General features: G+C 61.1%; 32 protein-coding genes, 1 tRNA gene and 1 riboswitch. Of the genes, 19 read left to right on the plus strand and 14 right to left on the minus strand.

Translation table 11 applies throughout. The features are described from left to right. Nucleotides 1–987, plus strand: a complete 987-nt coding sequence (locus C5L12_RS22370) for a heparan-alpha-glucosaminide N-acetyltransferase (protein ID WP_245422997.1) — start codon at nucleotides 1–3, stop codon at nucleotides 985–987. Nucleotides 988–1,010: 23 nt separating this feature from the next. Here the strand turns inward: C5L12_RS22370 and C5L12_RS22375 are convergent, their stop codons facing one another. Both C5L12_RS22375 and mgtE read right to left on the minus strand, forming a co-directional pair. Beyond that, a complete protein-coding gene (locus C5L12_RS22375) occupies nucleotides 1,011–1,397 on the minus strand; it encodes a MerR family transcriptional regulator (protein ID WP_105374277.1) in 387 nt (128 codons plus the stop codon). A gap of 67 nt (nucleotides 1,398–1,464) precedes the next feature. Then, nucleotides 1,465–2,880 carry a magnesium transporter gene (mgtE, locus tag C5L12_RS22380; protein ID WP_105374278.1) on the minus strand — a complete coding sequence of 472 codons (1,416 nt, stop codon included), beginning with the start codon at nucleotides 2,878–2,880 and terminating at the stop codon, nucleotides 1,465–1,467. A 202-nt stretch (nucleotides 2,881–3,082) separates the two neighbouring features. On the opposite strand from mgtE, the gene C5L12_RS22385 reads away from it, so the two are divergent. From C5L12_RS22385 to C5L12_RS22395, 3 genes are all read left to right on the plus strand, one after another. Beyond that, nucleotides 3,083–3,574, plus strand: a complete 492-nt coding sequence (locus C5L12_RS22385) for a peptide deformylase (RefSeq protein WP_105374279.1) — start codon at nucleotides 3,083–3,085, stop codon at nucleotides 3,572–3,574. Between the two features lie 65 nt (nucleotides 3,575–3,639). Further along, nucleotides 3,640–3,897 (plus strand): BON domain-containing protein, encoded by a 258-nt coding sequence (locus tag C5L12_RS22390; protein ID WP_105374280.1) that lies wholly within the window; start codon nucleotides 3,640–3,642, stop codon nucleotides 3,895–3,897. Between the two features lie 64 nt (nucleotides 3,898–3,961). Further along, entirely contained in the window at nucleotides 3,962–4,459 is a 498-nt protein-coding gene (locus C5L12_RS22395; protein ID WP_157949101.1) for a BON domain-containing protein, read from the plus strand. On the opposite strand, the gene C5L12_RS22400 is transcribed toward C5L12_RS22395, so the two are convergent. Further along, nucleotides 4,456–4,878: an OsmC family protein gene (locus C5L12_RS22400; RefSeq protein WP_105374282.1), complete on the minus strand. Its 423-nt coding sequence runs from the start codon at nucleotides 4,876–4,878 to the stop codon at nucleotides 4,456–4,458. The genes C5L12_RS22395 and C5L12_RS22400 overlap by 4 nt on opposite strands. Nucleotides 4,879–4,888: 10 nt before the next feature. Further along, entirely contained in the window at nucleotides 4,889–5,608 is a 720-nt protein-coding gene (lipB, locus tag C5L12_RS22405; RefSeq protein ID WP_105374283.1) for a lipoyl(octanoyl) transferase LipB, read from the minus strand. 175 nt (nucleotides 5,609–5,783) lie between these two features. On the opposite strand from lipB, the gene C5L12_RS22410 reads away from it, so the two are divergent. The 9 genes from C5L12_RS22410 (at nucleotide 5,784) to fghA (ending at nucleotide 12,623) form a co-directional block, all read left to right on the plus strand. Then, nucleotides 5,784–5,868 (plus strand) — tRNA-Leu (locus C5L12_RS22410). Between the two features lie 116 nt (nucleotides 5,869–5,984). Then, nucleotides 5,985–6,905 (plus strand): DMT family transporter, encoded by a 921-nt coding sequence (locus C5L12_RS22415; protein WP_105374284.1) that lies wholly within the window; start codon nucleotides 5,985–5,987, stop codon nucleotides 6,903–6,905. A 98-nt stretch (nucleotides 6,906–7,003) separates the two neighbouring features. Next, nucleotides 7,004–7,714: a hypothetical protein gene (locus tag C5L12_RS22420; protein ID WP_105374285.1), complete on the plus strand. Its 711-nt coding sequence runs from the start codon at nucleotides 7,004–7,006 to the stop codon at nucleotides 7,712–7,714. Between the two features lie 130 nt (nucleotides 7,715–7,844). After that, nucleotides 7,845–9,116, plus strand: coding sequence for a zinc metalloprotease (locus C5L12_RS22425; RefSeq protein ID WP_105374286.1), 1,272 nt, complete (start codon nucleotides 7,845–7,847; stop codon nucleotides 9,114–9,116). Nucleotides 9,117–9,162: 46 nt separating this feature from the next. Beyond that, nucleotides 9,163–9,786 carry a GNAT family N-acetyltransferase gene (locus C5L12_RS22430; protein WP_105374287.1) on the plus strand — a complete coding sequence of 208 codons (624 nt, stop codon included), beginning with the start codon at nucleotides 9,163–9,165 and terminating at the stop codon, nucleotides 9,784–9,786. A 97-nt stretch (nucleotides 9,787–9,883) separates the two neighbouring features. Then, the gene (locus C5L12_RS22435) at nucleotides 9,884–11,011 is read left to right on the plus strand and encodes an S-(hydroxymethyl)glutathione dehydrogenase/class III alcohol dehydrogenase (RefSeq protein WP_105374288.1); all 1,128 of its coding nucleotides are present in this window, start codon (nucleotides 9,884–9,886) and stop codon (nucleotides 11,009–11,011) included. 68 nt (nucleotides 11,012–11,079) lie between these two features. Beyond that, complete coding sequence (locus tag C5L12_RS22440; protein ID WP_105374289.1) at nucleotides 11,080–11,268, plus strand: YegP family protein; 189 nt, start codon at nucleotides 11,080–11,082, stop codon at nucleotides 11,266–11,268. Between the two features lie 60 nt (nucleotides 11,269–11,328). After that, nucleotides 11,329–11,790, plus strand: a complete 462-nt coding sequence (locus C5L12_RS22445; protein WP_105374290.1) for a YaiI/YqxD family protein — start codon at nucleotides 11,329–11,331, stop codon at nucleotides 11,788–11,790. Further along, entirely contained in the window at nucleotides 11,790–12,623 is an 834-nt protein-coding gene (gene fghA / locus C5L12_RS22450) for an S-formylglutathione hydrolase (protein ID WP_105374291.1), read from the plus strand. The genes C5L12_RS22445 and fghA overlap by 1 nt, the downstream gene beginning before the upstream one ends. 3 nt (nucleotides 12,624–12,626) lie before the next feature. Here the strand turns inward: fghA and C5L12_RS22455 are convergent, their stop codons facing one another. From C5L12_RS22455 to crcB, 6 genes are read right to left on the minus strand one after another with little or no spacing between them, the layout of a single operon-like run. Beyond that, on the minus strand, nucleotides 12,627–13,115 hold the full coding sequence (locus tag C5L12_RS22455) for a hypothetical protein (RefSeq protein WP_105374292.1): 489 nt from the start codon (nucleotides 13,113–13,115) through the stop codon (nucleotides 12,627–12,629). Between the two features lie 56 nt (nucleotides 13,116–13,171). Next, on the minus strand, nucleotides 13,172–13,963 hold the full coding sequence (locus tag C5L12_RS22460) for an ATP12 family chaperone protein (protein ID WP_105374293.1): 792 nt from the start codon (nucleotides 13,961–13,963) through the stop codon (nucleotides 13,172–13,174). 10 nt (nucleotides 13,964–13,973) lie between these two features. Next, nucleotides 13,974–14,627: an HAD family hydrolase gene (locus C5L12_RS22465; RefSeq protein WP_105374294.1), complete on the minus strand. Its 654-nt coding sequence runs from the start codon at nucleotides 14,625–14,627 to the stop codon at nucleotides 13,974–13,976. After that, nucleotides 14,624–14,854, minus strand: a complete 231-nt coding sequence (locus C5L12_RS22470) for a hypothetical protein (RefSeq protein ID WP_105374295.1) — start codon at nucleotides 14,852–14,854, stop codon at nucleotides 14,624–14,626. Before C5L12_RS22470 ends, C5L12_RS22465 begins: the two co-directional genes overlap by 4 nt. Before the next feature lie 15 nt (nucleotides 14,855–14,869). Beyond that, the gene (locus tag C5L12_RS22475; protein WP_105374296.1) at nucleotides 14,870–15,859 is read right to left on the minus strand and encodes an RluA family pseudouridine synthase; all 990 of its coding nucleotides are present in this window, start codon (nucleotides 15,857–15,859) and stop codon (nucleotides 14,870–14,872) included. A 38-nt stretch (nucleotides 15,860–15,897) separates the two neighbouring features. Beyond that, nucleotides 15,898–16,275, minus strand: coding sequence for a fluoride efflux transporter CrcB (crcB, locus tag C5L12_RS22480; protein WP_105374297.1), 378 nt, complete (start codon nucleotides 16,273–16,275; stop codon nucleotides 15,898–15,900). A gap of 123 nt (nucleotides 16,276–16,398) precedes the next feature. On the opposite strand from crcB, the gene C5L12_RS22485 reads away from it, so the two are divergent. Beyond that, on the plus strand, nucleotides 16,399–16,677 hold the full coding sequence (locus tag C5L12_RS22485) for a hypothetical protein (protein WP_132413184.1): 279 nt from the start codon (nucleotides 16,399–16,401) through the stop codon (nucleotides 16,675–16,677). A 16-nt stretch (nucleotides 16,678–16,693) separates the two neighbouring features. Here the strand turns inward: C5L12_RS22485 and C5L12_RS22490 are convergent, their stop codons facing one another. Continuing rightward, nucleotides 16,694–17,191, minus strand: coding sequence for an Lrp/AsnC family transcriptional regulator (locus C5L12_RS22490; protein ID WP_105374319.1), 498 nt, complete (start codon nucleotides 17,189–17,191; stop codon nucleotides 16,694–16,696). Nucleotides 17,192–17,321: 130 nt separating this feature from the next. Between C5L12_RS22490 and C5L12_RS22495 the strand changes: the two genes are divergently transcribed. Then, complete coding sequence (locus C5L12_RS22495; protein ID WP_105374299.1) at nucleotides 17,322–17,738, plus strand: DUF2000 domain-containing protein; 417 nt, start codon at nucleotides 17,322–17,324, stop codon at nucleotides 17,736–17,738. Between the two features lie 40 nt (nucleotides 17,739–17,778). Here C5L12_RS22495 and C5L12_RS22500 read toward each other — a convergent pair whose 3' ends face one another. Together C5L12_RS22500 and C5L12_RS22505 are read right to left on the minus strand one after the other, a co-directional pair. Continuing rightward, a complete protein-coding gene (locus C5L12_RS22500) occupies nucleotides 17,779–18,357 on the minus strand; it encodes a copper chaperone PCu(A)C (RefSeq protein WP_165924267.1) in 579 nt (192 codons plus the stop codon). A gap of 73 nt (nucleotides 18,358–18,430) precedes the next feature. Next, a complete protein-coding gene (locus tag C5L12_RS22505; protein ID WP_105374301.1) occupies nucleotides 18,431–18,802 on the minus strand; it encodes a hypothetical protein in 372 nt (123 codons plus the stop codon). Nucleotides 18,803–18,993: 191 nt separating this feature from the next. After that, a riboswitch (glycine riboswitch) is annotated at nucleotides 18,994–19,081 on the plus strand. Nucleotides 19,082–19,232: 151 nt separating this feature from the next. Here C5L12_RS22505 and gcvT point away from each other — a divergent pair. Genes gcvT through gcvP form a run of 3 tightly spaced genes read left to right on the plus strand, consistent with a single transcriptional unit; the run spans nucleotide 19,233 to nucleotide 23,613 of the window. Then, complete coding sequence (gene gcvT / locus C5L12_RS22510) at nucleotides 19,233–20,369, plus strand: glycine cleavage system aminomethyltransferase GcvT (RefSeq protein WP_105374302.1); 1,137 nt, start codon at nucleotides 19,233–19,235, stop codon at nucleotides 20,367–20,369. Nucleotides 20,370–20,389: 20 nt separating this feature from the next. Next, complete coding sequence (gene gcvH, locus C5L12_RS22515) at nucleotides 20,390–20,752, plus strand: glycine cleavage system protein GcvH (RefSeq protein ID WP_105374303.1); 363 nt, start codon at nucleotides 20,390–20,392, stop codon at nucleotides 20,750–20,752. Beyond that, nucleotides 20,749–23,613, plus strand: coding sequence for an aminomethyl-transferring glycine dehydrogenase (gene gcvP, locus C5L12_RS22520; RefSeq protein ID WP_105374304.1), 2,865 nt, complete (start codon nucleotides 20,749–20,751; stop codon nucleotides 23,611–23,613). The genes gcvH and gcvP overlap by 4 nt, the downstream gene beginning before the upstream one ends. Before the next feature lie 77 nt (nucleotides 23,614–23,690). Here the strand turns inward: gcvP and C5L12_RS22525 are convergent, their stop codons facing one another. After that, the gene (locus C5L12_RS22525; protein ID WP_157949102.1) at nucleotides 23,691–24,629 is read right to left on the minus strand and encodes a class I SAM-dependent methyltransferase; all 939 of its coding nucleotides are present in this window, start codon (nucleotides 24,627–24,629) and stop codon (nucleotides 23,691–23,693) included. Nucleotides 24,630–25,225: 596 nt separating this feature from the next. Here C5L12_RS22525 and C5L12_RS22530 point away from each other — a divergent pair. Continuing rightward, entirely contained in the window at nucleotides 25,226–25,498 is a 273-nt protein-coding gene (locus C5L12_RS22530; RefSeq protein WP_205839372.1) for a hypothetical protein, read from the plus strand. The last annotated feature ends 308 nt before the right edge of the window (nucleotides 25,499–25,806 follow it).

The raw sequence follows: 25,806 nt of genomic DNA on the forward strand, positions 1-25,806 counted from the left end.
GTGACCGTTGCAGAAAATCCCGGCCCCGGGCTGCGCGCACCCCGCATTACGCTTATCGATACGCTGCGCGGCGTCGCTCTCGTCGCCATGGCGACCTATCATTTCAGCTGGGACCTAGAATTTTTCGGCTATCTGGAGCCCGGCACCGCAACGCAAGGGTTCTTCCGCATCTATGCCCGCGTGATCGCGAGCTCCTTCCTGTTCCTGGCCGGCGTCAGTCTCGTTCTTGCGCATTTCCCTCAGATCCGCTGGCGCTCGTTCTGGTACCGTTTTGCTGTCGTTGCCGGGGCGGCATTGGCCATCAGCCTTGCCACACGGATCGCCTTCGCGAATGGATGGATCTATTTCGGCATCCTGCACAATATTGCTCTATCGAGCCTGATCGGTCTTGCCTTCCTACGCTTGCCCGTCCTTTTCACCGCCGGTGCGGTGGTGGCGATCGTCGCCGCAATGATCGTCAACTACGGCCTGATGCCCGGAATACTCGATTCCAGCGCTTTCAACATCCGGTTGCTCGCCTGGCTGGGTTTTGCGGAAATACCGCCGCGCTCGAATGACTACGTGCCGCTGTTTCCCTGGATCGCCGCCTTGCTGGCCGGCATTGCCACGGCACGGCTTGCCGTTTCAAGAAATTGGCTACCGCGCCTTGCCGCACTACAGGCCGCGCCGAACCTTCTTTCGAAAGCCGGCCGGCACAGCCTGGTCGTCTATCTGGTACACCAGCCGCTGCTGATCTCCGCGGTCTATCTGTTCTCGCTGGTGCAGCCCGCGCCGCCACCGGATCCCCGCGTCGGTTATATGCTCAGCTGCGAGACGGCATGCCGCGGCGAAAACAACGATCCCGGTCTCTGCCAGCGCTTCTGCGGTTGCACCGCGCACCGGCTGATCTCACAATCGCTGCTCGTCCCGCTGCAGTCTGGCCAGGTGTCGCCCCAGGATGACCGCGTCCAGTCGCTCGCGCAGCAATGCTCGATCGAGGCGCAATAGCGGTCGAAAGGGTCAATGATCGGTCAGGTCCCGACACCGATTTCGGCGAGCCGCGTCAGGCAGGCTTCTTCCGCATTGTTGAGCTCGTCGAGGGTCTCGTCGATGTCCTTGCGTTTCTGGCGAAGCTCTTCGCGCTTCTCGTCAATGCGCTTCATCATCAGCTTGAGCTGACCAAGTTCGCCCGGCGGCTCCTTGTAGACCTTGATGATCTCTCGGATCTCGGCGATCGTGAAGCCGATCCGGCGCCCGCGCAGGATTTCTTGGAGCAGCCTTCGGTCTGCCGCGCGGAAAAGCCGCGTGCGGCCCCGCCGTTCGGGCTGGAGAAGACCCTCGTCCTCGTAGAAACGAAGCGTGCGGGTAGAAACCCCGAATTCGCGCGTCAGCTCCGTTATGCTATAATATTTGTTCACGATCCCATCCTGCTACTCGTCGGGCGAAAATAATTGACTTTTACGTAACAGTCAATTTTTGCCGCGCTCAGCCGAGCAGCCACAGCGTTGCCAGGCCGAGAAACGAGAAAAAGCCCGTAGTATCGGTAATCGCCGTGACGAAGACCGCCGAGGATACCGCGGGGTCGGCGCCTGCCCGGTCGAGAACCAGCGGAATCATGATGCCGGCCATGGCAGCCGCAAACATGTTGATCAACATGGCGGTGGCTATCAGCCCGCCGATATTGACGTCGTGGAACCACAGGCCGGCTACAATGCCGACGAGGCAGCCGATTACGACGCCGTTGATGAGCCCCACGCCGGCCTCGCGGCGGGCAACGCGCCAGGCGTTGTGGATGTCGAGATTGCGGGTGGCGAGAGCCCGCACCGTCACGGTCATCGTCTGGGATCCCGCATTTCCCCCCATGCCGGCCACGATCGGCATCAGGATCGCCAGTGCCACCACTTCCTCGATGGTTGCCTCGAAAAGCGAGATGACGGAGGCCGAAATAAAGGCAGTGAAGAGATTGATGAGCAGCCACGGCACGCGGGACCGGGAAGTTTGCGTCACCGAGTCGGAGAGTTCTTCATCGCCGACGCCCGAGAGGCGCATGATGTCTTCTTCCGCCTCCTCCTGGATCACGTCGACCACGTCGTCGATGGTGAGCACGCCGACAAGCCGGCCGTTCTCGTCAACCACCGCTGCCGACAGGAGGTCGTACTGTTCGAAGAGCTGGGCGGCCTCCTCCTGGTCCATGTCGGCGGGAATCGGATAATTCGTCTCCCGCATGATCGTCTCGACCTTCACCTGCCGTTTGGTGCGCAGGATCTTGTCGAGGTCGACGACGCCGAGCAGTTTGAACGTCGGATCGATGACGAAGATCTGCGTGAAGCTCTCCGGCAGGTCCTCCTCGTCGCGCATGTAGTCGATCGTCTGACCCACGGTCCAGAACGGCGGCACGGCGACGAATTCCGTCTGCATGCGCCGGCCGGCCGATTGTTCGGGATAGTCCAGTGCCCTGCGCAGCCTCACCCGTTCGGTAAACGGCAGCTGCGCGAGAATCTCTTCCCGGTCCTCCTGGTTGAGGTCTTCAAGGATGTAGACCGCGTCGTCCGAATCGAGATCGCCGATCGCCGCGGCAATCTGCGCATTCGGCATCTGGTCGACGATCTCCATGCGGATCGCTTCGTCAACCTCGGTCAGTGCGGTCAGGTCGAAGTGATCGCCGAGCAATTTGACGAGTGCAAGGCGCTGGTCCGGCAGTATGGCCTCAAGGAGGTCGCCGAGTTCCGATTCGTGCAGCCGTGCGACGTGCTGGCGCAGGAAAAGTACGTCACGATCGGCGATCGCGGCACCGACCATGGCCAGAAAATCGGCGCGGATGGAGCCGTCCTCGGAATAGATGTCGCCACCTGCTTCGTCGGTCTTGGTGCGCAGGCGGTCATCTTCGCCGATATCGCTCATCTGCCGCCCTCGCTGCTGTAATCGACGTAAGGAGAATGGCGGCTAAAAGCATATTGTCAACAACCGGATAGCTCGATCCGGAGCCACTGCCCCAGCCACTCGTTTTCCTGCTAGAACAAATGGTCGCCCGGGTCCAGTCTGCATGGCAAAAGGATACCGCAAAGGCGCATGCAATGTCGCTCTACCGGCGAGAGGAATTATCATGACCCTTCGTCCCATTCTCAGATATCCGGATCCGGGCCTTTCGAAACCCTGTGCACCGGTCACCGTCTTTGACGATCAGCTCCGAACCCTCGCCCGCGATCTTCTCGACACCATGCGCGCGGCCCCCGGCGTCGGCATAACCGCCGCACATGTCGGGGTGTTGACGCGTCTCGTGGTGTTGGAGCTATCCCGGGAGCTTGGTCCACGCTTCTACGTCAACCCAGAGGTTCTTTCCTTCTCCGCAGAAACCATGCGCCACATGGAAGGCAGTGTCTCCATGCCTGGCGCTACTGATGAGGTCGAGAGGCCGAGAAAAATCCGTTTCCGCTATCAGGATCTCGACGGCACCCGCCACGAGGAGGACGCTGAAGATTTTTACGCCATCTGTATGCAGCACGAAATTGATCAGCTCGACGGTATTTTCTGGCTGAAGCGCCTTTCCCGGCTAAAACGCGACCGCCTCACCCGCAAGTGGGAAAAAGGAACTTAGCCGATAAGCCGAACAAAAACTCCCTTCGGTCGTTTTTCGCTCGCAAGCCATGAGGAGCGACAACGATGAACGGATCTCAAGTAAAAAGTGGGGTTGAACTCGAGCGGAAGGTCGCCGAACGTCTGGCTGGTCTACCGGATGTCGACGCCTCGGCGATAGAACCGCATGCCGAGGGAACGAAGATAGTCCTCGAAGGTTCTGTCGATACCGTGTTTTCAGCCCGCAAAGCGGTGCTGAGCGCGGAAACCGTGGATGGCGTGCATGATGTCGAAAGCCATCTGACCCTGACGGGTAACAAGAATGGCACATCCACGAGCCATTGAGGCTAATCTACCCGGCGCATCGGCTGGTGCGCCGGGTTCCATGTTGAACGGACAGGAGAGCCCCATGCCATCCAAGAGGAAGGCCGATGACATTTCCCGCGAAGAGGATTTTCGCGATTATGACGACCGCAATATCGATGAGGGCTGGCCCTACGACGATGCGGCCGGTGCCGGTGCACGTCCTGTCGACAACGCCGCTTATGGTGATCCGAAGGCCAACTTCGATAGCGGCCGCAATCGCGGATATCGGGTGGACGAGGCTGATTTTGACGGATTGGAGGAACGTGTCGTCGATAGTACCTCCCCAGGTACGGAAGGGCTGGAAGAGTCGGATGATCTCGAAGAACGGGTTACCGATTCAATCGAAAGCCTTGACATCGTGCCTATGGAGGCGGTCGACGTTCATGTGGACGGCGGTGTGGTGACCCTTGAAGGCGTGGTGGACGATGCGGCCACGTCCCGCAAGATCGGCCGTCACATCCAGACAATCGCAGGCGTTCGGCAGGTTGTGAACAATCTCAGGCTCGCGGGTGTCGACAGCCGGATTCCGGATGACGATTAGGCGGTTTCGATCGAGAACTCGGGCGATCCTTTCAGCGTATTGCTGACCGTGCAGATCTCCTCCGCCATATGGGCGATCTCGGCTTTCTGACTGTCCGTCAGGTCCCCGTCAACTTCCAGGCTCACGGCGAAGCGGATGATACGGGAAGGCCCTTCATGGGCTTTCTCGCCGGTCACATGCGCCCTGACCTCGGCGAGCCTATCGAGGATGCCGAGCTTGCTTGCAGCGATCCGCCCGCTCAGGACGAGGCAGGAGGCGAGCGAAGCAAACATCAGGTCCAGCGGATTGAAGCCGGGTTCGGAGGCGCCGGTGACAACCTCCAGCCCGCCCGCCGTCTCGCTTGTCACCTGCGGGTGACCGATACGTCCGAGAACTGCTTTGGCGCCGATCGGCCGGGCCTTGACCTTGATGTCTACCATGCTTGCCCTTTCAGTTTTCGGATACCGTCGGGCCAAAGATGCTTTCGAAAGCTTCTCGCAGGCGCATATCCACATCCGCCATCATCACCGGCAAACCGAGATCGACAAGGCTCGTGACGCCGTAGGTGCTGATTCCGCAGGGCACGATTCCCGTAAAGTGGGAGAGATCGGGGTCAACGTTGAGCGACAGGCCGTGGAAACTGACCCAGCGCCGCAGGCGGATGCCGAGAGCCGCGATCTTGTCTTCGGCCATGCTTCCATCCGGCAACGGCGGCTTTTCCGGTCGCCGCACCCAGACCCCCACCCTGTCCTCGCGCCGCTCTCCGCGCACGTTCATCAGGTCCAGCGTGCGGATCACCACCTCTTCGAGCGCTCCCACATAAGCGCGCACATCCTGTCGGCGCCGCTTGAGGTCGAGCATCACATACGCGACCCGCTGCCCGGGCCCGTGATAGGTATATTCGCCGCCCCGGCCCGTCGCGAAGACGGGAAAGCGATCAGGCTCGATCAGGTCGGCGGAATCGGCGCTTGTACCGGCTGTATAGAGCGGCGGGTGTTCGAGCAGCCAGACAAGCTCGTCGGCACGTCCGTCGGCGATCGCCGCCACCTCGTCCTCCATCTGCCTGATCGCCTCTTCATAGGGCACGAGGCCATCGGAGATGCGCCAGCGCACCGGCGGTGAACCGGGCTGGGGCATCATGGAAAGATCGAGATCGGTGCGGGTCAACATGAAAGTCTTCTTACAATATCGAAGGGATGCGGCAAGCGGGGCTTTTCGGCCGTTTTCATATAGGCATTTCCACAGGCGATTTTTATCCTTCAAAAATCTGTCACGGCGCACTTGTGCACCCCAGATGCTTTTGCTACATGCAGCCCCGCCGGCGCAAATCGGCACCTACCACGATGCGGTCGTGGCGGAATTGGTAGACGCGCAGCGTTGAGGTCGCTGTGTCGCAAGACGTGGAAGTTCGAGTCTTCTCGACCGCACCAAATCAACCCGGCTCCGGCCGGGTTTTTTGTTGTCTGGCCCATGCCTGGCTCATCCCCGGCTTGAACCCTCCGAATGGCTGTGATTGAAGAACTTTCCCTCTTCGAAAGCGTCCGGCATGCCCTCCTCCGCATCTGAAAATCCCGTGAAGGGCATGGCCATCATGGCCGTCTGCATGTTCATCCTGCCGTTGATGGATGCGATCGCCAAATACATGGCGACGTTCGAATCGATGTCTCCGGGACAGGTGACCTTCTATCGGTTCTTGTTCCAGCTCCTCTGTGTATTGCCGCTCGTCTTCTTTACAGGAGCCGCAGTGTTCAGGGCGCAAAGGCCATGGATGAACCTGCTGCGCGGCGTGCTGCACGCTGGTGCCAGCCTGATGTTCTTCGTCGCGGTCAAATACATGCCCCTCGCCGACGTGTTCGCCATCTATTTCGTCGAACCCTTCATGCTCACCATGATGTCGGCGATCTTTTTGGGGGAGAAGGTCGGTTGGCGGCGGTGGCTGGCGATCCTCGTCGGTTTCGGTGGAGCCATGATCGTCATCCAGCCGAGTTACGCGATCTTCGGCTGGACGGCGCTGCTGCCGATAGCCTGCGCCTTTCTCTTTACGCTCTACCTGTTCCTCAACCGTGCGATCGGCGATGCCGATTCGCCGCTCGTCATGCAGACCATGGCGGGCATCGGCGGCACCTTGTTCATGAGCGCGGCGCTGGTGATGGGGAGCGGCATGGGCGCGGCCGATTTCACCCCTTCACTTCCCTCCTCCTGGCTGGGCCTTTTTCTGCTGATTCTGCTCGGCTCCATTTCCGGCTACATGCACCTGCTGGTGGTGCGGGCCTTCCGGCTGGCGCCGCTGTCGCTGCTCGCGCCGTTCCAGTATTTCGAGATCATCTCGGCGACCGTGCTCGGTTATGCCCTATTCGGCGATTTTCCGACCGCGTCCAAATGGCTTGGCATACTGATCATCGTCGCCTCCGGCCTTTTCATCATCTGGCGCGAGCGTTCGAAATCGAAACAGGCCGAAGCTCTTTGAAGGCCTCTTTGAGAAGCGATTAACTCCACTCCTTTTCGAACCTTCAACTTCCGCGCTCTAAGACCCAGATTGGTTTCATGAGGAAACGGAGATGGGGGATGAGCGGGTACCGCTTTTCTTTTCCGGCATGTCTGATCGCCGGGAAATGTCGGATCGATGCCGACGACGTTCTGAGGCTGCGCAGATACACGTTCCCGGAAGGAATCGGTTCGTTTGATGATGCGCTCACTCTTCTTGCGCTGAACGACCATTGTCCCGAGCACAGCCCCGAATGGGTGGCCTATTTTGTCGAGAGCCTGACGATGTTTCTCGTTCACGGCTGCGTGCCGCGCGGTGTCGTTGACGAAGCCAAGGCCGGCTGGCTGATGCGCACGATCGCTGACGATTGTGTGGTGCGTTCACCCGCCGAGCTGGAGCTTCTCCTTCACGTCATAGAGGTCGCGCCCGAAGCTCCCGAAAGCCTGTCGGCCTTCACATTGGACCAAATCCGTCTCGCCCTGCAGGCAGATGCCCGCGGCGCCTATCATGCCATCCGCCCCGCCTCGCCGGGAATTGCGGCTCACGACCTTGCCTATATCTGGCGGGTGCTGCGCAGCGCAGTGGAGCGCGGCCGGCTGGTGCTCTCGCCGCTCGAGGTGGTGGTGCTGCGCGAGATCGACGGGCTGGCAAGTGCGTCCGCCCATCACCCTGCATGGCGCGAGATGATCGACGCGATCGTAACCCTCGACAGACCGCGCCACGCCCTCCGTTCCGCTCCTTGGCTGGTCACCAACGACGTACATCCGTCTTCCGAGGAACTCGCCGCCTGAGCGCATGCCCTGCGTCGCAATTCCCACGGCCTCGCTCGGATTTTAGCATTTGGCTAAATCCCGCGGAAAACGGATCCCGTTAAGCTGCCTCGGACGACCGGCCAAACCCGAGCCGGCGCCGGAGGTGCCTATGCCGCCCCTTTTATCCGCCACGCTGCTGCTTTCGCTCAATCTCGGCCTTATCTGGCTATTGATGGCGGCGCCGCTCGGCCGCCGCCGGATCGAGTTGCGCCGTTCCATCGCCATCGCTCCCGAACGCCTCTGGCAGGCGGTTAAACCCGGCGGAGAAGCGACAGGCTGGAATCCCGCGATCCTCTGGGTCGAGGCGGACAAAACGCAGACCGGCTGCATCGAGGTCGCCTACACCCACCCCGATCGCCACGGCGATCCGATCCGCAGGATATTCCGGATCGACGATCGCCTCGACCCCGATCATGGCTGCTACGAAAGCCGCGCCCGGGTGCTCGAGGACAGTGCTCTAGACGTGTCCTTCTGGCGGAATTTCGAGGAATACAGATCCGTTTCGGCCACCCCCGGCGGTGCAACGGTCACCTTCGCCGAAACAGACACTTATCGTGGCTTGGCTCTCTACCTGTTTCGCTATTTCATGATTCGACGTACCCTGCAGTCTCTGACCGGATGGCTGGAGGGCGGTCATAAAAAGAGCGGCCTGGCAATCGAGCACCCACTCGTTCAGGTGTGTCTCGCCGTCCTGTCCACGCTGCTGCTCTGGCCGTTCTTCGGCCTCAGCGCGGCGGGCCTGACGATCTCGACCATGCTCACCGTGGTTATCGTGCTCCACGAAATGGGTCATTTGCTTGCCTATCGCGCCTTCGGCCACCAGGGCGCGCGGATAATCTTCGTGCCGCTGCTCGGCGGCCTTGCGATCGGCGGCCGCCCCTATAACAGCCGCTTCGAGGTCGCCACTTGCGCGCTCATGGGGCCGGGCATGTCTGCCTTCCTGGTGCCGGTTTTGGTCTCCGCTTACGAACTCGCCGCCTCAAATTTCCTGCCAGCTCTCGTCCGGGACTTCGCACTCCTTTTCCTCCTCATCCTCGGAGCCTTCAATCTCCTCAATCTGCTGCCTATGTATCGCTTCGACGGCGGTCAGGTTCTGCGCCAGATTTTCACGAGCCGCCGCCTGCTTGTCGCCGGCAGTTTCGGAGTGACCCTGCTGCAGTTGTGGGTCGGCTATAGCATCGGCATGTCGGCAACAGCACTTATCGCCGCACTGGCGGTCTTCACACTCGTCAGCCTCATGGGCTTCAGCGCCGTCAAGCCGCGAAGGAGCCTTGACCCGATGCATCCCGGCGAACGGCTGATGGCGGGACTTGGCCTCTATGCAGCGCTTTTTATCCATGCTTATGCCGTGGTCTTTGCCTGCGATCATCTGTTCGGGTGAAGCGGCGATCCTTGACAATAATGGGCGGAATGGCTCCAAAGGGCGCATGAAGACCGAGAACCCTCCACTGCCGTCTGGCTATTCCGCCGTTCCGCCGGGCAAACTTGCGACCGTCGTCACTTGCCTGGAGATGCTGGCACCGCCGGAAACACCCTCCCGCGGCAACGATTGTTCGCTTGTTGTGGAAGCGTGGCAATCTCCGGACCTTGAAGGCTACCGTTCTCTTTTCCGGGCGGTCGGAGAAGATTGGATGTGGGTCTCACGCCTTGTCATGGAGGATCAAGCGCTTGCTGCAATTCTCCACGACCCGCTTGTCGAGATCTACGTCCTTAAGGACGGCGGACGTCAGATCGGCCTGCTCGAGCTCGACTTTCGCCAGGATGGGGAATGTGAGCTCGTCTTCTTCGGGATCGTCCGCGACGCTATCGGCAAGGGCGCCGGTCGCTTTCTTATGAACCACGCGATCGAAAAGGCCTGGGCTCGCCCGATAAGCCGTTTCTGGCTCCATACCTGCCACTTCGACTCGCCCGCCGCATTACCCTTCTACCGACGCTCGGGTTTCATCCCCTATGCCTTGATGGTCGAAGTTTTCGATGACCCCCGCCTTTGCGGCCAGGCGCCGAAAAACGCCTCGCCGCATGTGCCGCTTTTGGATCGTAGCAGAGCATAGCAATTGCGACGGCAAATGGCTCCTTCCGGCTTGAGCCGATGTGCCGGGCCGTGCGAAGGTCCGCCGAAGATTCTTGAATGCACCAAGGGAGAGAGACATGGATGTCCGCGCCGCCGTTGCCGTAGAGGCTGGAAAACCGCTGGAAGTGATGACCGTGCAGCTCGAAGGCCCGCGGGCCGGCGAGGTTCTGGTGGAGATCAAGGCGACCGGCATCTGCCATACCGATGATTTCACCCTGTCGGGTGCCGATCCCGAAGGCCTCTTCCCGGCAATCCTCGGCCATGAAGGCGCCGGCATCGTCGTTGATGTCGGCCCCGGCGTCACCTCGGTGAAGAAGGGCGATCATGTCATCCCGCTTTATACCCCGGAATGCCGCGAATGCCCGTCCTGTCTGTCGCGCAAGACCAATCTTTGCACGGCGATCCGCTCCACCCAGGGCCAGGGTCTGATGCCGGACGGGACGTCGCGCTTCTCGATCGGCAAGGACAAGATCCACCACTACATGGGCTGCTCGACCTTTGCCAATTACACCGTACTGCCGGAGATCGCGCTTGCTAAAATCAATCCGGACGCTCCCTTCGATAAGGTCTGTTATATCGGCTGCGGCGTGACGACCGGCATCGGCGCGGTCATCAACACGGCCAAGGTGGAGGTCGGATCGACGGCGGTCGTCTTCGGCCTCGGCGGCATCGGTCTGAACGTCATCCAAGGGCTCAGGCTTGCCGGCGCTGACATGATCATCGGCGTCGATTTGAACAACGACAAGAAGGCCTGGGGCGAACGTTTCGGCATGACCCATTTCGTTAACCCCAAGGAGGTCGGCGACGACATCGTCCCTTATCTCGTCAACATGACCAAGCGCGGGGCCGACCAGATCGGCGGCGCCGACTACACCTTCGACTGCACCGGCAATACGAAGGTGATGCGCCAGGCGCTGGAAAGTTCGCATCGCGGCTGGGGCAAGTCAGTCATCATCGGCGTCGCAGGCGCCGGTCAGGAAATTTCGACCCGGCCCCTCCAGCTCGTCACCGGCCGTACCTGGATGGGCACTGCCTTCGGCGGCGCCCGCGGCCGCACCGACGTGCCGAAGATCGTCGACTGGTACATGCAGGGTAAGATCGAGATCGACCCGATGATCACCCACACGATGCCGCTGGAAGACATCAACAAGGGCTTCGAACTGATGCATGGCGGCGAAAGCATCCGAAGCGTCGTGGTTTATTGAGACGCCCGGCTTGTCTTTGGGAACAACGCTTCTATCATCTTGTGTGTTGCAAATGAGGGGACTCCCGAATGTACAAGTTCGAAATCTACAAGGACAAATCTGACGAATTCCGTTTCCGCTTCAAGGCATCGAACGGCCAGACCTTGTTCTCGTCCGAAGGCTATTCGGCAAAGGCTTCGGCCGTTGCCGCCATTGAATCCATCAAGAAGAATGCGCCGGGGGCGACCACGGACGACCAGACCACGGCGATGGCCTGAGGCCTCGTCCTCGCGGTTCGGGCTCGGCCGGCATTGTTCCCCTGCAGAGAATGACGCAGCATGATCTATGTCGACGCCGACGCCTGCCCGGTAAAGCCGGAAATCCTCAAGGTCGCGGAACGTCACGGCCTTGAGGTAACCTTTGTCGCCAATTCCGGCCTTCGTCCTTCCAGGGACCCCATGATTCGAAATGTCATCGTCTCGGGCGCATTCGACGCGGCTGACGACTGGATCGCCGAGCACGCAGATGCCGGCGACATCGTGGTGACCGCCGATGTGCCGCTTGCCGTTCGATGCGTTTCCAGAGGCGCGTTGGTGACAGGCCCGACCGGCCGCCTTTTCGACGAGGCGAACATCGGAATGGCAAGCGCGATGCGCGACCTCGGCGCGCATCTGCGCGAGACCGGCGAAAGCAAGGGCTACAACGCCGCCTTCTCTCCGCGTGACCGATCCAAATTCCTCGAAACGCTGGACAGGCTCTGCCGCCGCTCCAAAAATGAAATGCAATCCGGAAACCGATAATGAAAGTTCTGTCGCAGAACACCGCCTTCGGCGGCATGCAGGGCGTCTTCGCCCATGATTCAGAAGCCTGCCGCTGCGAAATGACCTTCGCGGTCTTCGTGCCGCCGAAAGCGATTCGAGAGCCCTGCCCCGTCCTCTGGTATCTCTCCGGCCTCACCTGCACCCATGCCAACGTCATGGAGAAGGGCGAATACCGGCGGTTGGCTTCGGAGCTGGGCCTCATCATCGTCTGCCCGGATACGAGCCCGCGCGGCAACGACGTGCCGGACGAACTCACCAATTGGCAGATGGGCAAGGGCGCCGGTTTCTACCTGGACGCCACCGAGAAGCCCTGGTCGGAACACTACCGGATGTACACCTACATCACCGAGGAACTGCCTAACTTCGTCAGCCAGCACTTCCGCATGGACATGAGCCGCCAGGGCATTTTCGGTCACTCCATGGGAGGTCACGGCGCCATGACGATTGCGCTCAAAAACCCGGGCCGCTTCAAAAGCTGCTCGGCCTTCGCGCCGATCGTCCAGCCGTCGACGGCCGACTGGTCGGCGCCGGCTTTCGAAAAGTATCTCGGCTCCGACAAATCCAGCTGGCGTCAATACGATGCCTGCGCGTTGGTCGAAGACGGCGCGCGTTTTCCTGAGTTCCTGATCGACCAGGGCAAGGCGGACGGCTTTCTGGAAAACGGGCTCAGGCCGTGGCTGTTCGAGGAGGCGACCGAGGGAACCGATATCGGCCTGACGCTGCGCATGCACGAACGCTACGACCACTCCTACTACTTCATCTCCACCTTCATGGACGACCATCTGCGCTGGCATGCGGACCGGCTGGCATGAGCCTTACGGAAACAGCGCGCTCGCGATCGCCGGACGCCCGTCGCCCTTGAGGCGAAATTCTGAGGCGATCCGATCGGCGATCTTTTCGGCGAGCGTCTTATCCGCCTCGCCTGCTTCCAGTAGGAAGACGGATGTCTCGAAACTTCCCTCGGCAATTGCCTCGCCGCTGCTGACGGAAATCACCTGGACGGTTACTTTCGCCTCATGCCGGCTGCCGATCAATTGCGGGATGCGCGAGGCCTTCTCTATCCGGATGGCGATGATCGTCCGCGGCAGCATGGACGCACGGGTGGTTCCGCGGATCGCCTCGTCCACAAGCATGTCGGTGGCGATCACCAATCCCTGCGGAACATTGCCGCGCGCCGTCACGAACGCACCGCGCACGTCATAAAGAAGTTGCTCCCGCTTTTCGTGCCCTGCGGGCATGCGAAATGCGGTCAACGGCAATGCCGTGAGCACGATAAGAGCAAAACGGGACAGGCGGCGGAACATGAAAAACCCGGAAGACGAGACTTCCGGATGTTCCACCAAACAGGGTTAGAGAAGGCTTAAGCGATGGGGCGCAGAGAGAGAAAAACTGCCGCCGCCGCCTGCATTTCTTCGAACCGCTTGGCGCGGCGATGCTCCGCTTCCGCGTCGGCCCCCCAAAGCTCGTTGGTCCAGTCCTCGTCGAGATGGGCAAGCGTCCACGCTTCCTGATCCGTGATGCGGTCTTCCGCGAAGGCAAGTGCCAGGATCGCCGATCCGGTCAGCGACGTCACCGTATGCAATGCCGCCAGTTCGATCGGGGTATCGTATTTGCGAAGCGTCACGGCAAAGGCGGCGATCGCCTCCTTGGGTTGGTCCCGAGGCATGACGCCCTCGATCAGGATGAAGCGGGCACCGAGTTCGTTCGCCGCCCAGTCCATGATCGGATCCCAGTTGTCGTTCTGCCTGACAACAAGATTTTCAGGTCCCTCGGCCCGGTAGCAGAGCATGTCGCTCGACGAAAATCTGAGAATATCCTCGAATACGGCCTGGGGATCGGCGGCAACCCCGTCGATTGCGGTGTTGACGAGCCTTGTGACCGGCATGGTGCGGGGGTCGATGACCTCCACCTGCGACGCCCATTCGTCACGTACAAGTTCCGCCAGCCTTGCGGTCGGAACGACAAGGCTGTTCCTGGCAGGGGTTTTCACCGGCTTGCCGTCGAGATGGATAGCGTGACCGCCCTCGCCTTCGGCGACACCTACCTCCTTGTAGAAACGTTTCGGCAGCGGCTTCTGCATCTGGATCTGCGCCCGCTTGGTCGGATCCGCATGGCTCAGCACGTCCGAAGGGTCGGGAAAGATGTCGCGCATAAAAACAACCTCAGCCGATATGGGCGAGAATCTCGCTTGGATGATGGACGATCGCGTCGGCTCCGGCTTTCGTCAGCTCTTCCACCGAGGCATAACCCCAGGAAACGCCGATCGCCATGGCGCCGGCAGCCTTTGCCATCTGCATATCGTAAATGGCGTCGCCTATGACAAGAGTATCGGCCGCTCTCATGCCGGTTTCGTCGCAGCATTCCGTCACCATCGCCGGATGCGGCTTGGAGGGACAATCGTCCGCCGTCCGCCCCACGACGAAGTATGTGTGGAAGCCATGCGTTTCCATGATGAGATTGAGCCCGCGCCGCGACTTGCCGGTAACGGCGCCGATCAGCAGATCCTCGCGCGGGCCGATTTCATCGATCAGCGCCCGGATTCCCGGGAACAGCGGCTCCTTGAAGTCGAGGTCCTGCCGGACGACCGAAAACAGCGATTTGTAATAGGCCGTCATCGCGACCGCCTCGTCGTCCACATGCTCCTTTCCCTGCATTCGGGAAATCGCGATGTCGAGCGTCAGTCCAATGATCGCCTTCGTATCCTCGACCTGCGGTTCGGGCTTGCCGAATTGCGCGAAGGTTCGGCGCATGGTTTCGTGGATGAGACCGGCGCTGTCGACCAGCGTACCGTCGCAATCGAAGAGAACGAGTTTCATTTGCTTTCCGCTGATTTCGCAGAGAGATACTGGCGCAAGATCTCGGTGTGTTCGCGAAGCGCCGCCGTGTTCGCCACGATTGCTTTGGTATTTTCGCTGGCTGCATCGATGGACTGTTTGGTCGCATCCTTAATGTACCGGTTTGGCTTACGGCATAAAAAGATAAACAACGCACCGAAAATCACCGCGAAGGCGATAACGGGAATACCCGGATTCATTTGAAACATTCTGCCTGACCTCTGCTACTCGTCTTCCCTTGCGCCATTTTCCATATCGAAGCCCAGCAAGTTCCAGGTCTGGAGCATATGCGGCGGCAAGGGCGCCGTCACTCTCAGCCGCCCGCCGTTCGGGTGCGGAATATCGATATGCCGCGCATGCAGGTGCAGCTTCTTCTGCACGCCGCCCGGAAAGGCCCAGTTCGGGTCGTCGTCGAAATATTTGGGATCGCCGATGATCGGATGGCCGATATGCAGCGCGTGAACGCGAAGCTGATGGGTGCGGCCTGTATAGGGCTCCATCTCCAGCCAGGCGAGCGTCTGCGCCGCCGTTTCCAGAACGCGGTAATAAGACACCGCGTGGTCGGCCCCCTCCTCGCCATGTTTGGCGATCCGCATGCGGTCTCCGTCGGGCGTCTGCTCTTTCACCAGCCAGGTGGAGATCTTGTCCTCGTGTTTGCGCGGCACGCCTTTGACGAGCGACCAATAGGTCTTCGTCGTGTCCCGCTCGCGAAAGGCTGCTGTCAGCTTCTGTGCCGCACCGCGGGTGCGGGCGATCACCAGCACGCCTGATGTGTCACGGTCGAGGCGGTGGACGAGCCGCGGCTTTTCGCCCTTCGGGCTGACCCAGGCGTCGAGCATCTGGTCGATATGCCGCGTGACGCCGGAACCGCCCTGTACGGCAAGCCCTGCAGGTTTGTTAAGGACAATGACCTTCTCGTCCTCGTGCAGCACCATGCGCGACAGCAGCTCGAAATCGCTGGAATGCTTCAGGTCCTTCGAGGCGATCGGGCCGGTCTTCTTGGCGTCTATATCCATGGGCGGAATGCGCACCGTCTGGCCCGGTTGAACCCGGGTGTCGGATTTGACGCGCCCACCATCGACGCGCACCTGGCCGGAACGCAAGAGCTTCTGCAGCGGCCCGAAGCCGAGCCCTGGGTAATGGATCTTGAACCAGCGGTCGAGACGCATCCCCGCCTCGTCCGCCTCGACGCGGATATGCTCGATGCCTGCCATCAACGCTCTTTCGTGTCTCGTCTGATTGAGCCCGGTCTTTAGAGCATTGCCCGCCCGAGCGCCAGCCCGGCAAAGACGGCGCCGAGCGAGATCGCCACGCTGGCGAGGACATAAGTTGCGCCAGCCAGCGCTGCGCCCCGCTCGAAAAGCGTGATGACGTCCAGTGAAAACGCCGAAAAGGTCGTGAAGCCGCCGAGCACCCCGGTGATCAGCAAGAGCCGCATCTCGGGCGAAGCATCATACCGCCGTACGATGAGCTCGGCGAGCAAGCCGATCGCGAAGGAACCCGCCACGTTCACCGTGAGTGTGCCCCAAGGGAAGTTCGGGCCGAATTGGCGCAGGGCCCAGAGTCCGACGAGATAGCGGCAGACGGAGCCGAGAGCTCCCCCGATGGCAACAAGAAGCATATGATTCATGGGCATACTCTGTAACCTGGAACAAAAAATCGTCAAATCGATAAAATGCCGGCCTTTTGCTTAAACCGGAACGAATCGGGTTCCGCTTACTTCTTTATGATTGGAGAAGAAGTGGCAGATCATATGACTCAAGTGCTTAGCATCTCGGCAAACACCGCCGCCATGGCCATAGAGGCGCTAAAACCCGGCCGGCGCCTGTCGCCAAAGGATCAGGCAGCAGACATCAAGGCCGACGCCGAGCGTAATGCGAGACGTGCCCAGAATGCCGGCGAGCCCGGCGACATCGAACTGATGATTCCCGCCACCGCCGTTTCCGTCGACCTTTTGAGCGCGGGTCATCAACCGCATCAGCAGGTTTCCTATCATCAGGTCCAGTCTGCGTATCGGGATCTGGAAGATTAGTTGCCTACCGTCCGCCTCACGGCGCCTGCCTGCGGGATTTGCCCGCGAACTTCAGCGGAAATCCTTCAAAGCCTTTGATCTCCTTCAGCACGAACGTTGTCTGCATTTCCTTGATGCGCGGCAACCGCCTGAGAGTCGACATGGCGAAATCGGCATAGGCGTCGAGATCGGGCGAGACGACCTGCAGCAGGAAGTCAGCGTCACCGGCAATACTGTAGCATGCCACCACCTCTTCCAGCCGGCTTACCTCGTCCGCGAAAGCCTCCGCTTCCGCTTCGCTATGGCTGTCGATCTTGACGCGGATGAAGGCAAGCACGCCGAGGCCGATCGCCCGCCGGTCCAGGATTGCCCGATACCCCTGGATAACGCCGCTCTCTTCCAGATGCCTGACCCGCCGCCAGCTCGGCGACGTCGAAAGCCCGACCTTCTCCGCCAATGCCTGATTCGTCAGCCGGCCGTCTTCCTGTAAAGCTTTCAAGATTCGCACATCTGCCGGTTCGATCTCACCATCCATAAATTTCTGCCCATCCTTCGCTGATTGCCGGTAAGTCTTACCAAAAACGGCGAGGAACCAGAAGCGAAAGGTAAGATCATCCCGGCGAGCTGCACTATCATCCGGCGGCTTCCAACCACGCCGGAAAATCATGAGCGAAGACATCCGCCTTGCCATCGTCGTCAATCCCGCCCTGCCGATCGGCCTCGTCGCCAATACGGTCAGTGCCATTTCCGTAGGTCTCGGCGCGCGCCTGCCGCAGCTTGCCGGGCAAACCCTCGCCGACCGAGATGGTCGCGCGATCGACACCAGTTCCAATGAACCGGTGCCGATTCTCGCAGCAGACGCGGAAACGATCGGCGCGCTTCTCCTGCGGGCGCTCGGCCGGTCCGAGGACCGCGCCGTCGTACCCTTCCCGGCTTTCGCCCGGTCGCTGCATGACTACAGAGACTATGAGGCCGCTTTCCCGAACTGCGATCTGTCGCAGGAGATAATCGACGGCCTGGGGCTCGCCGGCCCGTCGAAATGGGTCAGATCGCTGACCGGCAGCCTCAGGCTTCTCCGCTGAGGGAGATGAGGCCGCGCCTTTGGCGGCCTCCCGAGGGGTGTCAGTTGGTCTTGTGGCCGCCCGGACCAGCCGCGCCCACGGCCAGTTTGACTTCGATCGGTCCGGCTTTTTCGAATGTCAGCGTCACGGGCACTTCGCCACCGGCCTTGAAGGGCTCTTTCACCTTCATGAACATCATGTGCAGCCCGCCCGGTTTCAGCTCGATCGTCTGTCCGGCTGGGATCGCGATTCCGGCATCGAGCTTGCGCATTTTCATCACCTGCCCCTGCATCGCCATTTCATGCAGTTCCACCGCGCCTGCCACCGGCGAGGAGGCGGACACCAGCATATCGTCAACTTCGCCGTTGTTCGTGATGGTCAGGTATCCGCCGCCGACAGGCTGACCCGGCAGCATGGCCTTGGAGAACGCCCCGGTGATCACCAGATCGCCGACTTTGATTGCCTCGCCGGTCGCGGTTGCGCCGCCCGCCATCATGCCCTGCATGTGATCCGTGCCGGCCGCCATGATCACGTCGTTCGTTGGCCTCGATGCATTGAGGAAAACAGGTTGCGCGAAGGTGTGAGCAGCACCGGCGGTTGCGAGCATGCCTGAAAGGATGATTTTTGCGATGGTCTTCATGATATGTCCTCTTCCGGTGACAGCACGCTTTGGCTGTCCGACCGGGAACGATTGATCTGTATGAATGCAAAGATCAGATCGAGGCAGGTGGAGCGCGGGATCTCGGCCGCTCGACCGCGCTCGCACCGAAAGTCTCGACGGGCCTCGGCAGCGCCTTCGCATGGGATCGCTGCCCGCCCGCCAGCCATGTTTCATCATTGGGCGGCGGCAGGATGACCGAGGCGGCAAGCAGGCAGACTTCGCAAAGCGGCTTTGCCGCCGGCTCCCGCCTGTGCTCGCCCTCGGCGCAGATGTCGGCGAAAGTGCCGTCCGGAAGCCGATATTCTTCGCCGAACGATTCGAGCGGAGCGGCGCTTCCAGGCTGATGGCCAAGCCCCAGCGAAAGCAGGAGTACGGCGCAAAAGATGCGCAGCACGCTTGTCACTGTGCGGGGACCTGTCGTCATTGCATAACCTGCTCGAATAGCACTCGGCATAACCCAATTCGTCGGGAAGCGCAAAACATGGTCCTCTCTATACCACGCAGCCACGACGGCTGTTTGCACCAGGTCAAGCAGCGTTCATTGCGCTGCGACAGAAATTATGTCCGGAGCGACATTGGCCTCTTGTCAAACCCCGGTCGAGGCGGATAATGACGCCGAACTCGCTGGGAGAATCCGCTTCAATGCGGTGCCGAAGGAGCAACCGCCCCGGAAACTCTCAGGCAAAAGGACCAGCGAGCGTCGACAGGACTCTGGAGAGAGGTTTTTCCTTAGGGAGAGACTCGCCGAAGGGATAACAATCTCAGGCGAAAGGGACAGAGGGGGCTCAAAAACCGGCGCGGCAACGCGCCTGACCGTGAGCCGGTGCGTCAAGCGCCAAGACCTGGAGGCGTCCTTGGACGATCAGACCGTACTGAAGAAAACACCCCTTCACGCCCTTCATCTGTCGCTCGGAGCGAAGATGGTGCCGTTCGCCGGGTATGACATGCCGGTGCAATATCCCGCGGGCGTTCTCAAGGAGCACCTGCACACCCGCACGGCCGCCGGGCTTTTCGACGTCTCCCACATGGGACAGGTTCTCGTGAGAGCAAGATCCGGTGTCTATGAGGATGCGGCAAGGGCGCTGGAAAGCCTGGTTCCGGTGGATATCCTCGGCCTGAAGGGAGGCCGCCAGCGCTACGGGTTCTTCACCGACGAGAACGGATGTATCCTCGACGACCTGATGATCACCAATCGCGGCGATCACCTCTTGGTCGTCGTCAACGCCGCCTGCAAGGAGGCCGATGTCGCCCATATGAAGGCGCATCTTTCGGATTGCGACGTGACGCTCGTTGAGGACCGGGCGCTTCTCGCGCTACAAGGCCCCAGGGCCGAGGCAGTGCTCGCCGAACTCTGGCCGGATGTCGTTGACATGAAGTTCATGGATGTCTGCGACGCCAGCCTTCACGATGCCGCCTGCATCGTCTCCCGCTCCGGTTATTCCGGCGAGGACGGGTTCGAGATCTCCGTCCCCGCTAAAGACGCCGAACAACTCGCCAAGGCGCTGCTCGAGGATCTGCATTGCATGCCGATCGGCCTCGGCGCCCGCGATTCGCTGCGGCTCGAAGCCGGGCTCTGCCTCTATGGCAACGACATCGACACGACGACCTCTCCGATCGAGGCCTCGCTCGAATGGGCGATCCAGAAGGCCCGCCGTCCGGGCGGCGAACGCGCCGGGGGCTTCCCTGGCGCCGGTCGCATCCTGGATGAACTGACGAACGGCACCTCGCGCCGCCGCGTCGGCCTGAAGCCGGAAGGCAAAGCCCCCGTCCGCTCGCACGCCAAGCTTTTTGCGGACGCCGAAGGCAAGATCGAACTCGGCGAGGTCACCTCCGGCACCTTCGGCCCTTCGGTCGAAGGCCCGGTCGCTATGGGTTATGTCCCGACCCAATATGCCGAGCCTGGCACCCAGATCTTTGCCGAGGTCCGTGGCAGGTTCCTGCCCGTTACCGTCGCCAAACTCCCTTTCATCGCCCCCACCTACAAACGCTAAAAAACCCTCCGGAGAGAACCATGCTGAAATTTACCGCCGAACATGAATGGCTGAAGCTCGAAGGCGACGTCGCCACCGTCGGCATCACCTCTCACGCTGCCGAACAGCTCGGCGATCTCGTTTTCGTGGAACTGCCGGAAGTGGGTGCCGAACTGACGAAGGACGGCAATGCCGCCACAGTGGAATCCGTGAAGGCGGCATCCGATGTCTATTGTCCGCTCGATGGCGAAGTCGCCGAGGTCAACCAGGCGATCGTCGACGATCCCTCGATCGTCAATTCGGATCCGCAGGGTGCCGGCTGGTTCTTCAAGCTGAAGCTCAAGAACGCTTCCGATGCCGACGCGCTGCTCGACGAAGCCGCCTATAAGGACCTCATCGCATGAGCGACTCCACAGATTTCCACTTCACCGACTACCAGCCGTACGACTTCGCAAACCGCCGGCATATCGGCCCCTCTCCGGCCGAAATGGCGGAGATGCTGAAAGTCGTTGGCTATCCGTCGCTCGACAAGCTGATCGACGCCACTGTCCCCGCCTCGATCCGCCAGACCGTCCCGCTTGCCTGGGGGCCGGCGCTGACGGAACGCGAAGCGCTCGACAAGCTGCGCGACACCGCCAACAAGAACAAGGCGCTCGTCTCGCTGATCGGCCAGGGCTATTACGGCACGATCACGCCGCCCGTCGTCCAGCGCAATATTCTGGAAAATCCCGCCTGGTACACGGCCTACACGCCGTACCAGCCGGAAATCTCGCAGGGCCGCCTGGAAGCGCTCCTGAATTTCCAGACCATGATCTGCGACCTGACCGGCCTCGATGTCGCCAACGCCTCTCTGCTTGACGAGGCAACCGCCGCCGCCGAAGCCATGGCGCTCTGCCAGCGCCAGGCGAAGTCCAAGGCGACGGCCTTCTTCGTCGATAGCGCCTGCCATCCCCAGACCATCGCCCTGATCGAGACTCGCGCCGCCCCGCTTGGCTGGACCGTCGTCGTCGGCGACCCGATGACTGATCTCGATCCTGTCGACGTTTTTGGCGCCATCTTCCAGTATCCCGGCACCAACGGCCACTGCCACGACTTCTCCGGCCTGATCGCGCGCCTCCACCAGACGGGCGCGGTCGCAGCGGTCGCGGCCGATCTTCTGGCGCTGACGCTCCTGAAATCCCCCGGCGAAATGGGCGCCGACATCGCCATCGGCTCGTCGCAGCGCTTCGGCGTGCCGGTCGGTTACGGCGGACCGCATGCGGCCTATATGGCGGTCAAGGACGCCCACAAGCGCGCCATGCCGGGCCGTCTCGTCGGCGTCTCGGTCGACAGCCGCGGCAACCGCGCCTATCGCCTGTCGCTCCAGACCCGCGAGCAGCATATCCGCCGAGAAAAGGCGACCTCGAACATCTGCACCGCTCAGGTGCTGCTGGCCGTCATGGCGTCCATGTACGGCGTCTTTCACGGCCCCGACGGTCTGAAGGCGATCGCCCAGCAGGTCCACAAGAAGGCTGTATTGATGGCCAAGGGCCTCGAAAGGCTCGGCTATACAATCGAGCCCGACACCTTCTTCGACACCATTACCGTCGAAGTCGGACATATGCAGGGTCTCATCCTGCGTGCCGCTGTGGCCGAAGGCATCAACCTGCGCAAGGTCGGTGAGACGAAGATCGGCATGTCGCTCGACGAGCGCACCCGCCCCGCGACGCTCGAAGCGGTCTGGCGCGCCTTCGGCGGCAATTTCGAGGTTTCCGATTTCGAACCGGAATACCGTCTGCCGAACGCGCTGCTGCGCAAATCGGCCTATATGGCCCATCCGATCTTCCACATGAACCGCGCCGAAAGCGAGATGACCCGCTATATCCGCCGGCTCTCGGACCGGGATCTGGCGCTCGACCGGGCGATGATCCCACTCGGCTCCTGCACCATGAAGCTCAACGCCACGGCGGAAATGCTGCCGATTACCTGGCCGGAATTTGCCGACATCCACCCCTTCGTACCCGCCGACCAGGCGCTCGGTTATAAGGAGATGATCGACGATCTATCCGCAAAGCTCTGCCAGATCACCGGCTACGACGCGTTCTCCATGCAGCCGAATTCCGGCGCGCAAGGCGAATACGCGGGTCTCCTGACCATCCGCAACTATCACATCGCCAATGGCGACACGCATCGCGATGTCTGCCTTATCCCGACCTCCGCGCACGGCACCAATCCAGCTTCCGCACAGATGGTCGGCATGAAGGTCGTGCCGGTCAAGGCCAAGGAAAACGGTGATGTCGATATCGAAGATTTCCGAGCAAAAGCAGAGCAGTATGCGGAAAACCTCTCATGCTGCATGATCACCTATCCTTCGACCCACGGCGTCTTCGAGGAGACGGTGAAGGAGATTTGCGAGATTACCCACGCCCACGGCGGTCAAGTCTATCTCGACGGCGCCAACATGAACGCAATGGTCGGCCTGTCCCGCCCCGGTGACATCGGCTCCGACGTTTCCCACCTCAACCTCCACAAGACCTTCTGTATCCCGCATGGCGGCGGCGGCCCTGGCATGGGTCCGATCGGTGTCAAGGCGCATCTCGCAGCGCATCTGCCGGGTCATCCGGAAAGCGACGGTCGCGAGGGCGCAGTCTCGGCAGCCCCGTTCGGCTCGCCGTCGATCCTGCCGATCTCCTGGTCCTATTGCCTGATGATGGGTGGCGAAGGCCTGACCCAGGCGACGAAGGTGGCGATCCTCAACGCCAACTATATCGCCGCGCGTCTCAAGGGTGCCTATGACGTGCTCTACAAGTCGGAGGCAGGCCGCGTCGCCCACGAATGCATCATCGACACGCGCCCGCTCAACGCCTCTGCCGGCGTCAGCGTCGACGATGTCGCCAAACGCCTGATCGACTGCGGTTTCCATGCCCCGACCATGAGCTGGCCGGTCGCCGGCACGCTGATGATCGAGCCGACCGAGAGCGAGACCAAGGCCGAGCTCGACCGCTTCTGCGACGCAATGCTGGCGATCCGCGAGGAAGCCCGTGCCATCGAGGACGGCCGCATGGATCGGACGAACAACCCGCTGAAAAACGCCCCGCATACGGTGGAAGACCTGGTTGGCGAATGGGACCGCCCCTACAGCCGCGAACAGGCCTGCTATCCGCCGGGCGCCTTCCGCGTGGACAAATACTGGTCGCCGGTCAACCGCGTCGACAACGTCTATGGCGACCGCAACCTCGTCTGCACCTGCCCGCCGATGGAATCTTACGCCGAAGCCGCGGAATAACCGCGATCACGGGCGGCCTGTTTTCGTCAGGCCGCCCAGGCTACCGCCGCAGTAAGACGGCGGCCCATTGAAACGAATTAGCTCGAAGTTTCCGTCCGCTCCGGCAGCCGGCTATCGGACTTCCTTGCGATCCACGCAATAGCGCCGGCCATCTCGGCGATGGGGTGCAAAAGCGCCTGTTCGTCGGGCTTTCGCCCCCTGCGCAGCCAGGCCTGAGCCGCTTTGGGAGCCAGGTACCAGCCATAGATCAGCCAGGACAGGCCGCGTATCGCCCGCGTCGCCTTGTTGCCCATCTCGAGCATCGCCCGGAAGCCCGACCACTTCGTCTCGGGCCAGATCTGGATCGCCTTGAACCCCGCAAGGCTCAGCGTCATGAAAACCCCATAAGGTGTCATGTGATAATAGCTTGCGTCGTGCCAGGGTTCGAGAAACGAAGCCGAGCCAAGGCAGACGCCGCCGGGCTTCAGAACCCGGGCCGCCTCCTTCGCAGCAAGCTGGGGAAAGGCCAGATGCTCCCATACGGCGGACGCATAAACCGCGTCGAAGCTCCCGTCGCGGAAGGGCAGCACATGAGCATCGCAGAGAATATCCGGGCCGCCATGGCTGCGCAGCCAGTCGTGCACGCGGTCGACAGCCACGTCGACGCCGATATAGTGGATGCCGCGCTCGCCCATCCATTTTCGCATCTGGCCGCCGCCGCAGCCGATTTCCAGCACCGTACTTCCCGCCGGCAGCTCGTTCAGGCACGCCTCATGCGCCCGGTCGAGGTGATAGATGCCGCCCTTGGGCTGGCCGTGCGCCGGGGGAAAGCGCAGGATCTCCACGTCAGGGATGGTTGCTGGATTGAACGCCTGTGCGGGCCATTCAAAACGGACGGTGCCGCCGCCGCGTGGCATCAGGTTCGGCCGCTCGTCCTCCCGTACGAATTCCCGTCCGCATGCATCGCATCTTCTGGGTGCGGCAAGATCGGCGCGGCAATCGGGGCAGCTCAGCAGACCGTCGCATGCCGATATCATGCCCTGCGCCCTTCCGGACATCCCATTCGATTGCACCCGGAAGCCGTTCGTCGAACCTTCGCCGGGTTCTCGGTCTACCGGTTGGTCGAGCTGCTCCCGCGGCTGGACGATATTGGGCCCCCTTGCCTGGGCACGAAGGATCGGCCGAGCGTGATGAACAAAGGATTTGAGCGTGGGTAGCACAGTGTCTCTTCCAATGCAGCCCCGATATCCGACCCAAGGCCGAGTGATCTACCGGTTGATCGAAAGGTATTGTCAGGCCTTCTACATCGTCAACGCCCCATATTGATTGCTGGTTCTTCCCCGGTTCCTCCGAAAGAACTACTGGCAACGGGCTTTCCCAGTGAGAGCGATGGCCAGTATAGCGGCTTTTCCTCCCTTTGGAGTTGGCATGGCTCGCCGGTATGGGCGGAACAGTAACGCTTTGCAGCAGTTACGTTAGATGTGGCAGGCGTCGTCCGCCAAGTCGTACGGCTGCCGGAATATTAGAAAGCCCTGCACAAGCTCGAATTGCGACAGTCTCGCGAGAGAATCGTTGCCCTTTTGCCATATGGGGTGCCGCGGGACTGCTGAGGCAAGGCAGCCGCGGATACTTGATGAGAATGCTTATGCTTCAGCGATACGCCAAGCAATCGGCAGTTCTTCTTGGTCCTGATGACCTTGATCTGCTGCAGAAATTTCTGGAAGCCTGGTGCGAGGAAAACGCCGTCGACCTGACCGATGAATCGGCAGCCGATGTCGCTTCCGCTCTGATCGACTGGTATCAATTCGACCTGACGGAGCGAAACCTTCTGAAGTCGGAACCGGCGGATCTGCCGTCAAAGCCCTCGAGGATCCAGCAGCTTCTGCGAAGACTGGACGACGTCTGAGCGCGGAACCGCGCTGTGGGGACTGACATCATCGCCCTCGAGAGCGGGGATATTAGTGCCGGCGCTGGTAGTAGAGATACGACGTGAACCTTCACCATCCGGGTCAGCGGAAAATGGTCTCCCTCCGGCGACACGCTCTCCTTTGTCATCCTCGGGCTTGACCCGGCGATGACCTCGAGGATCCAAAAACAAGCATTTTTGGTCGTGAAGTCGATTTATTCCGAATCGCGCGAAGGCCTAATCATCTGATTTCATTCGTTTGTGCCTTGGGTTATCCTCGGGTTAAACCCGAGAACGAGGATGACGAA

It is taken from the genome of Neorhizobium huautlense (assembly GCF_002968575.1).
GTDB lineage: Bacteria > Pseudomonadota > Alphaproteobacteria > Rhizobiales > Rhizobiaceae > Neorhizobium > Neorhizobium huautlense.

Coding starts and splice junctions, on each gene's coding strand:
- C5L12_RS22420 (WP_105374285.1), top strand. CDS start 7,004: ATGAGCGGGTACCGCTTTTCTTTTCCGGCATGTCTGATCGCCGGGAAA.
- C5L12_RS22530 (WP_205839372.1), top strand. CDS start 25,226: ATGAGAATGCTTATGCTTCAGCGATACGCCAAGCAATCGGCAGTTCTT.
- C5L12_RS22470 (WP_105374295.1), bottom strand. CDS start 14,854: ATGTTTCAAATGAATCCGGGTATTCCCGTTATCGCCTTCGCGGTGATT.
- C5L12_RS22440 (WP_105374289.1), top strand. CDS start 11,080: ATGTACAAGTTCGAAATCTACAAGGACAAATCTGACGAATTCCGTTTC.
- gcvH (WP_105374303.1), top strand. CDS start 20,390: ATGCTGAAATTTACCGCCGAACATGAATGGCTGAAGCTCGAAGGCGAC.
- C5L12_RS22505 (WP_105374301.1), bottom strand. CDS start 18,802: ATGACGACAGGTCCCCGCACAGTGACAAGCGTGCTGCGCATCTTTTGC.
- fghA (WP_105374291.1), top strand. CDS start 11,790: ATGAAAGTTCTGTCGCAGAACACCGCCTTCGGCGGCATGCAGGGCGTC.
- C5L12_RS22475 (WP_105374296.1), bottom strand. CDS start 15,859: ATGGCAGGCATCGAGCATATCCGCGTCGAGGCGGACGAGGCGGGGATG.
- C5L12_RS22490 (WP_105374319.1), bottom strand. CDS start 17,191: ATGGATGGTGAGATCGAACCGGCAGATGTGCGAATCTTGAAAGCTTTA.
- C5L12_RS22445 (WP_105374290.1), top strand. CDS start 11,329: ATGATCTATGTCGACGCCGACGCCTGCCCGGTAAAGCCGGAAATCCTC.
- mgtE (WP_105374278.1), bottom strand. CDS start 2,880: ATGAGCGATATCGGCGAAGATGACCGCCTGCGCACCAAGACCGACGAA.
- C5L12_RS22415 (WP_105374284.1), top strand. CDS start 5,985: ATGCCCTCCTCCGCATCTGAAAATCCCGTGAAGGGCATGGCCATCATG.
- C5L12_RS22390 (WP_105374280.1), top strand. CDS start 3,640: ATGAACGGATCTCAAGTAAAAAGTGGGGTTGAACTCGAGCGGAAGGTC.
- C5L12_RS22425 (WP_105374286.1), top strand. CDS start 7,845: ATGCCGCCCCTTTTATCCGCCACGCTGCTGCTTTCGCTCAATCTCGGC.
- lipB (WP_105374283.1), bottom strand. CDS start 5,608: ATGTTGACCCGCACCGATCTCGATCTTTCCATGATGCCCCAGCCCGGT.
- gcvP (WP_105374304.1), top strand. CDS start 20,749: ATGAGCGACTCCACAGATTTCCACTTCACCGACTACCAGCCGTACGAC.
- C5L12_RS22400 (WP_105374282.1), bottom strand. CDS start 4,878: ATGGTAGACATCAAGGTCAAGGCCCGGCCGATCGGCGCCAAAGCAGTT.
- C5L12_RS22395 (WP_157949101.1), top strand. CDS start 3,962: ATGCCATCCAAGAGGAAGGCCGATGACATTTCCCGCGAAGAGGATTTT.
- C5L12_RS22495 (WP_105374299.1), top strand. CDS start 17,322: ATGAGCGAAGACATCCGCCTTGCCATCGTCGTCAATCCCGCCCTGCCG.
- C5L12_RS22465 (WP_105374294.1), bottom strand. CDS start 14,627: ATGAAACTCGTTCTCTTCGATTGCGACGGTACGCTGGTCGACAGCGCC.
- C5L12_RS22385 (WP_105374279.1), top strand. CDS start 3,083: ATGACCCTTCGTCCCATTCTCAGATATCCGGATCCGGGCCTTTCGAAA.
- C5L12_RS22435 (WP_105374288.1), top strand. CDS start 9,884: ATGGATGTCCGCGCCGCCGTTGCCGTAGAGGCTGGAAAACCGCTGGAA.
- C5L12_RS22525 (WP_157949102.1), bottom strand. CDS start 24,629: ATGATATCGGCATGCGACGGTCTGCTGAGCTGCCCCGATTGCCGCGCC.
- C5L12_RS22430 (WP_105374287.1), top strand. CDS start 9,163: ATGAAGACCGAGAACCCTCCACTGCCGTCTGGCTATTCCGCCGTTCCG.
- C5L12_RS22460 (WP_105374293.1), bottom strand. CDS start 13,963: ATGCGCGACATCTTTCCCGACCCTTCGGACGTGCTGAGCCATGCGGAT.
- crcB (WP_105374297.1), bottom strand. CDS start 16,275: ATGAATCATATGCTTCTTGTTGCCATCGGGGGAGCTCTCGGCTCCGTC.
- C5L12_RS22500 (WP_165924267.1), bottom strand. CDS start 18,357: ATGAAGACCATCGCAAAAATCATCCTTTCAGGCATGCTCGCAACCGCC.
- C5L12_RS22485 (WP_132413184.1), top strand. CDS start 16,399: ATGACTCAAGTGCTTAGCATCTCGGCAAACACCGCCGCCATGGCCATA.
- C5L12_RS22455 (WP_105374292.1), bottom strand. CDS start 13,115: ATGTTCCGCCGCCTGTCCCGTTTTGCTCTTATCGTGCTCACGGCATTG.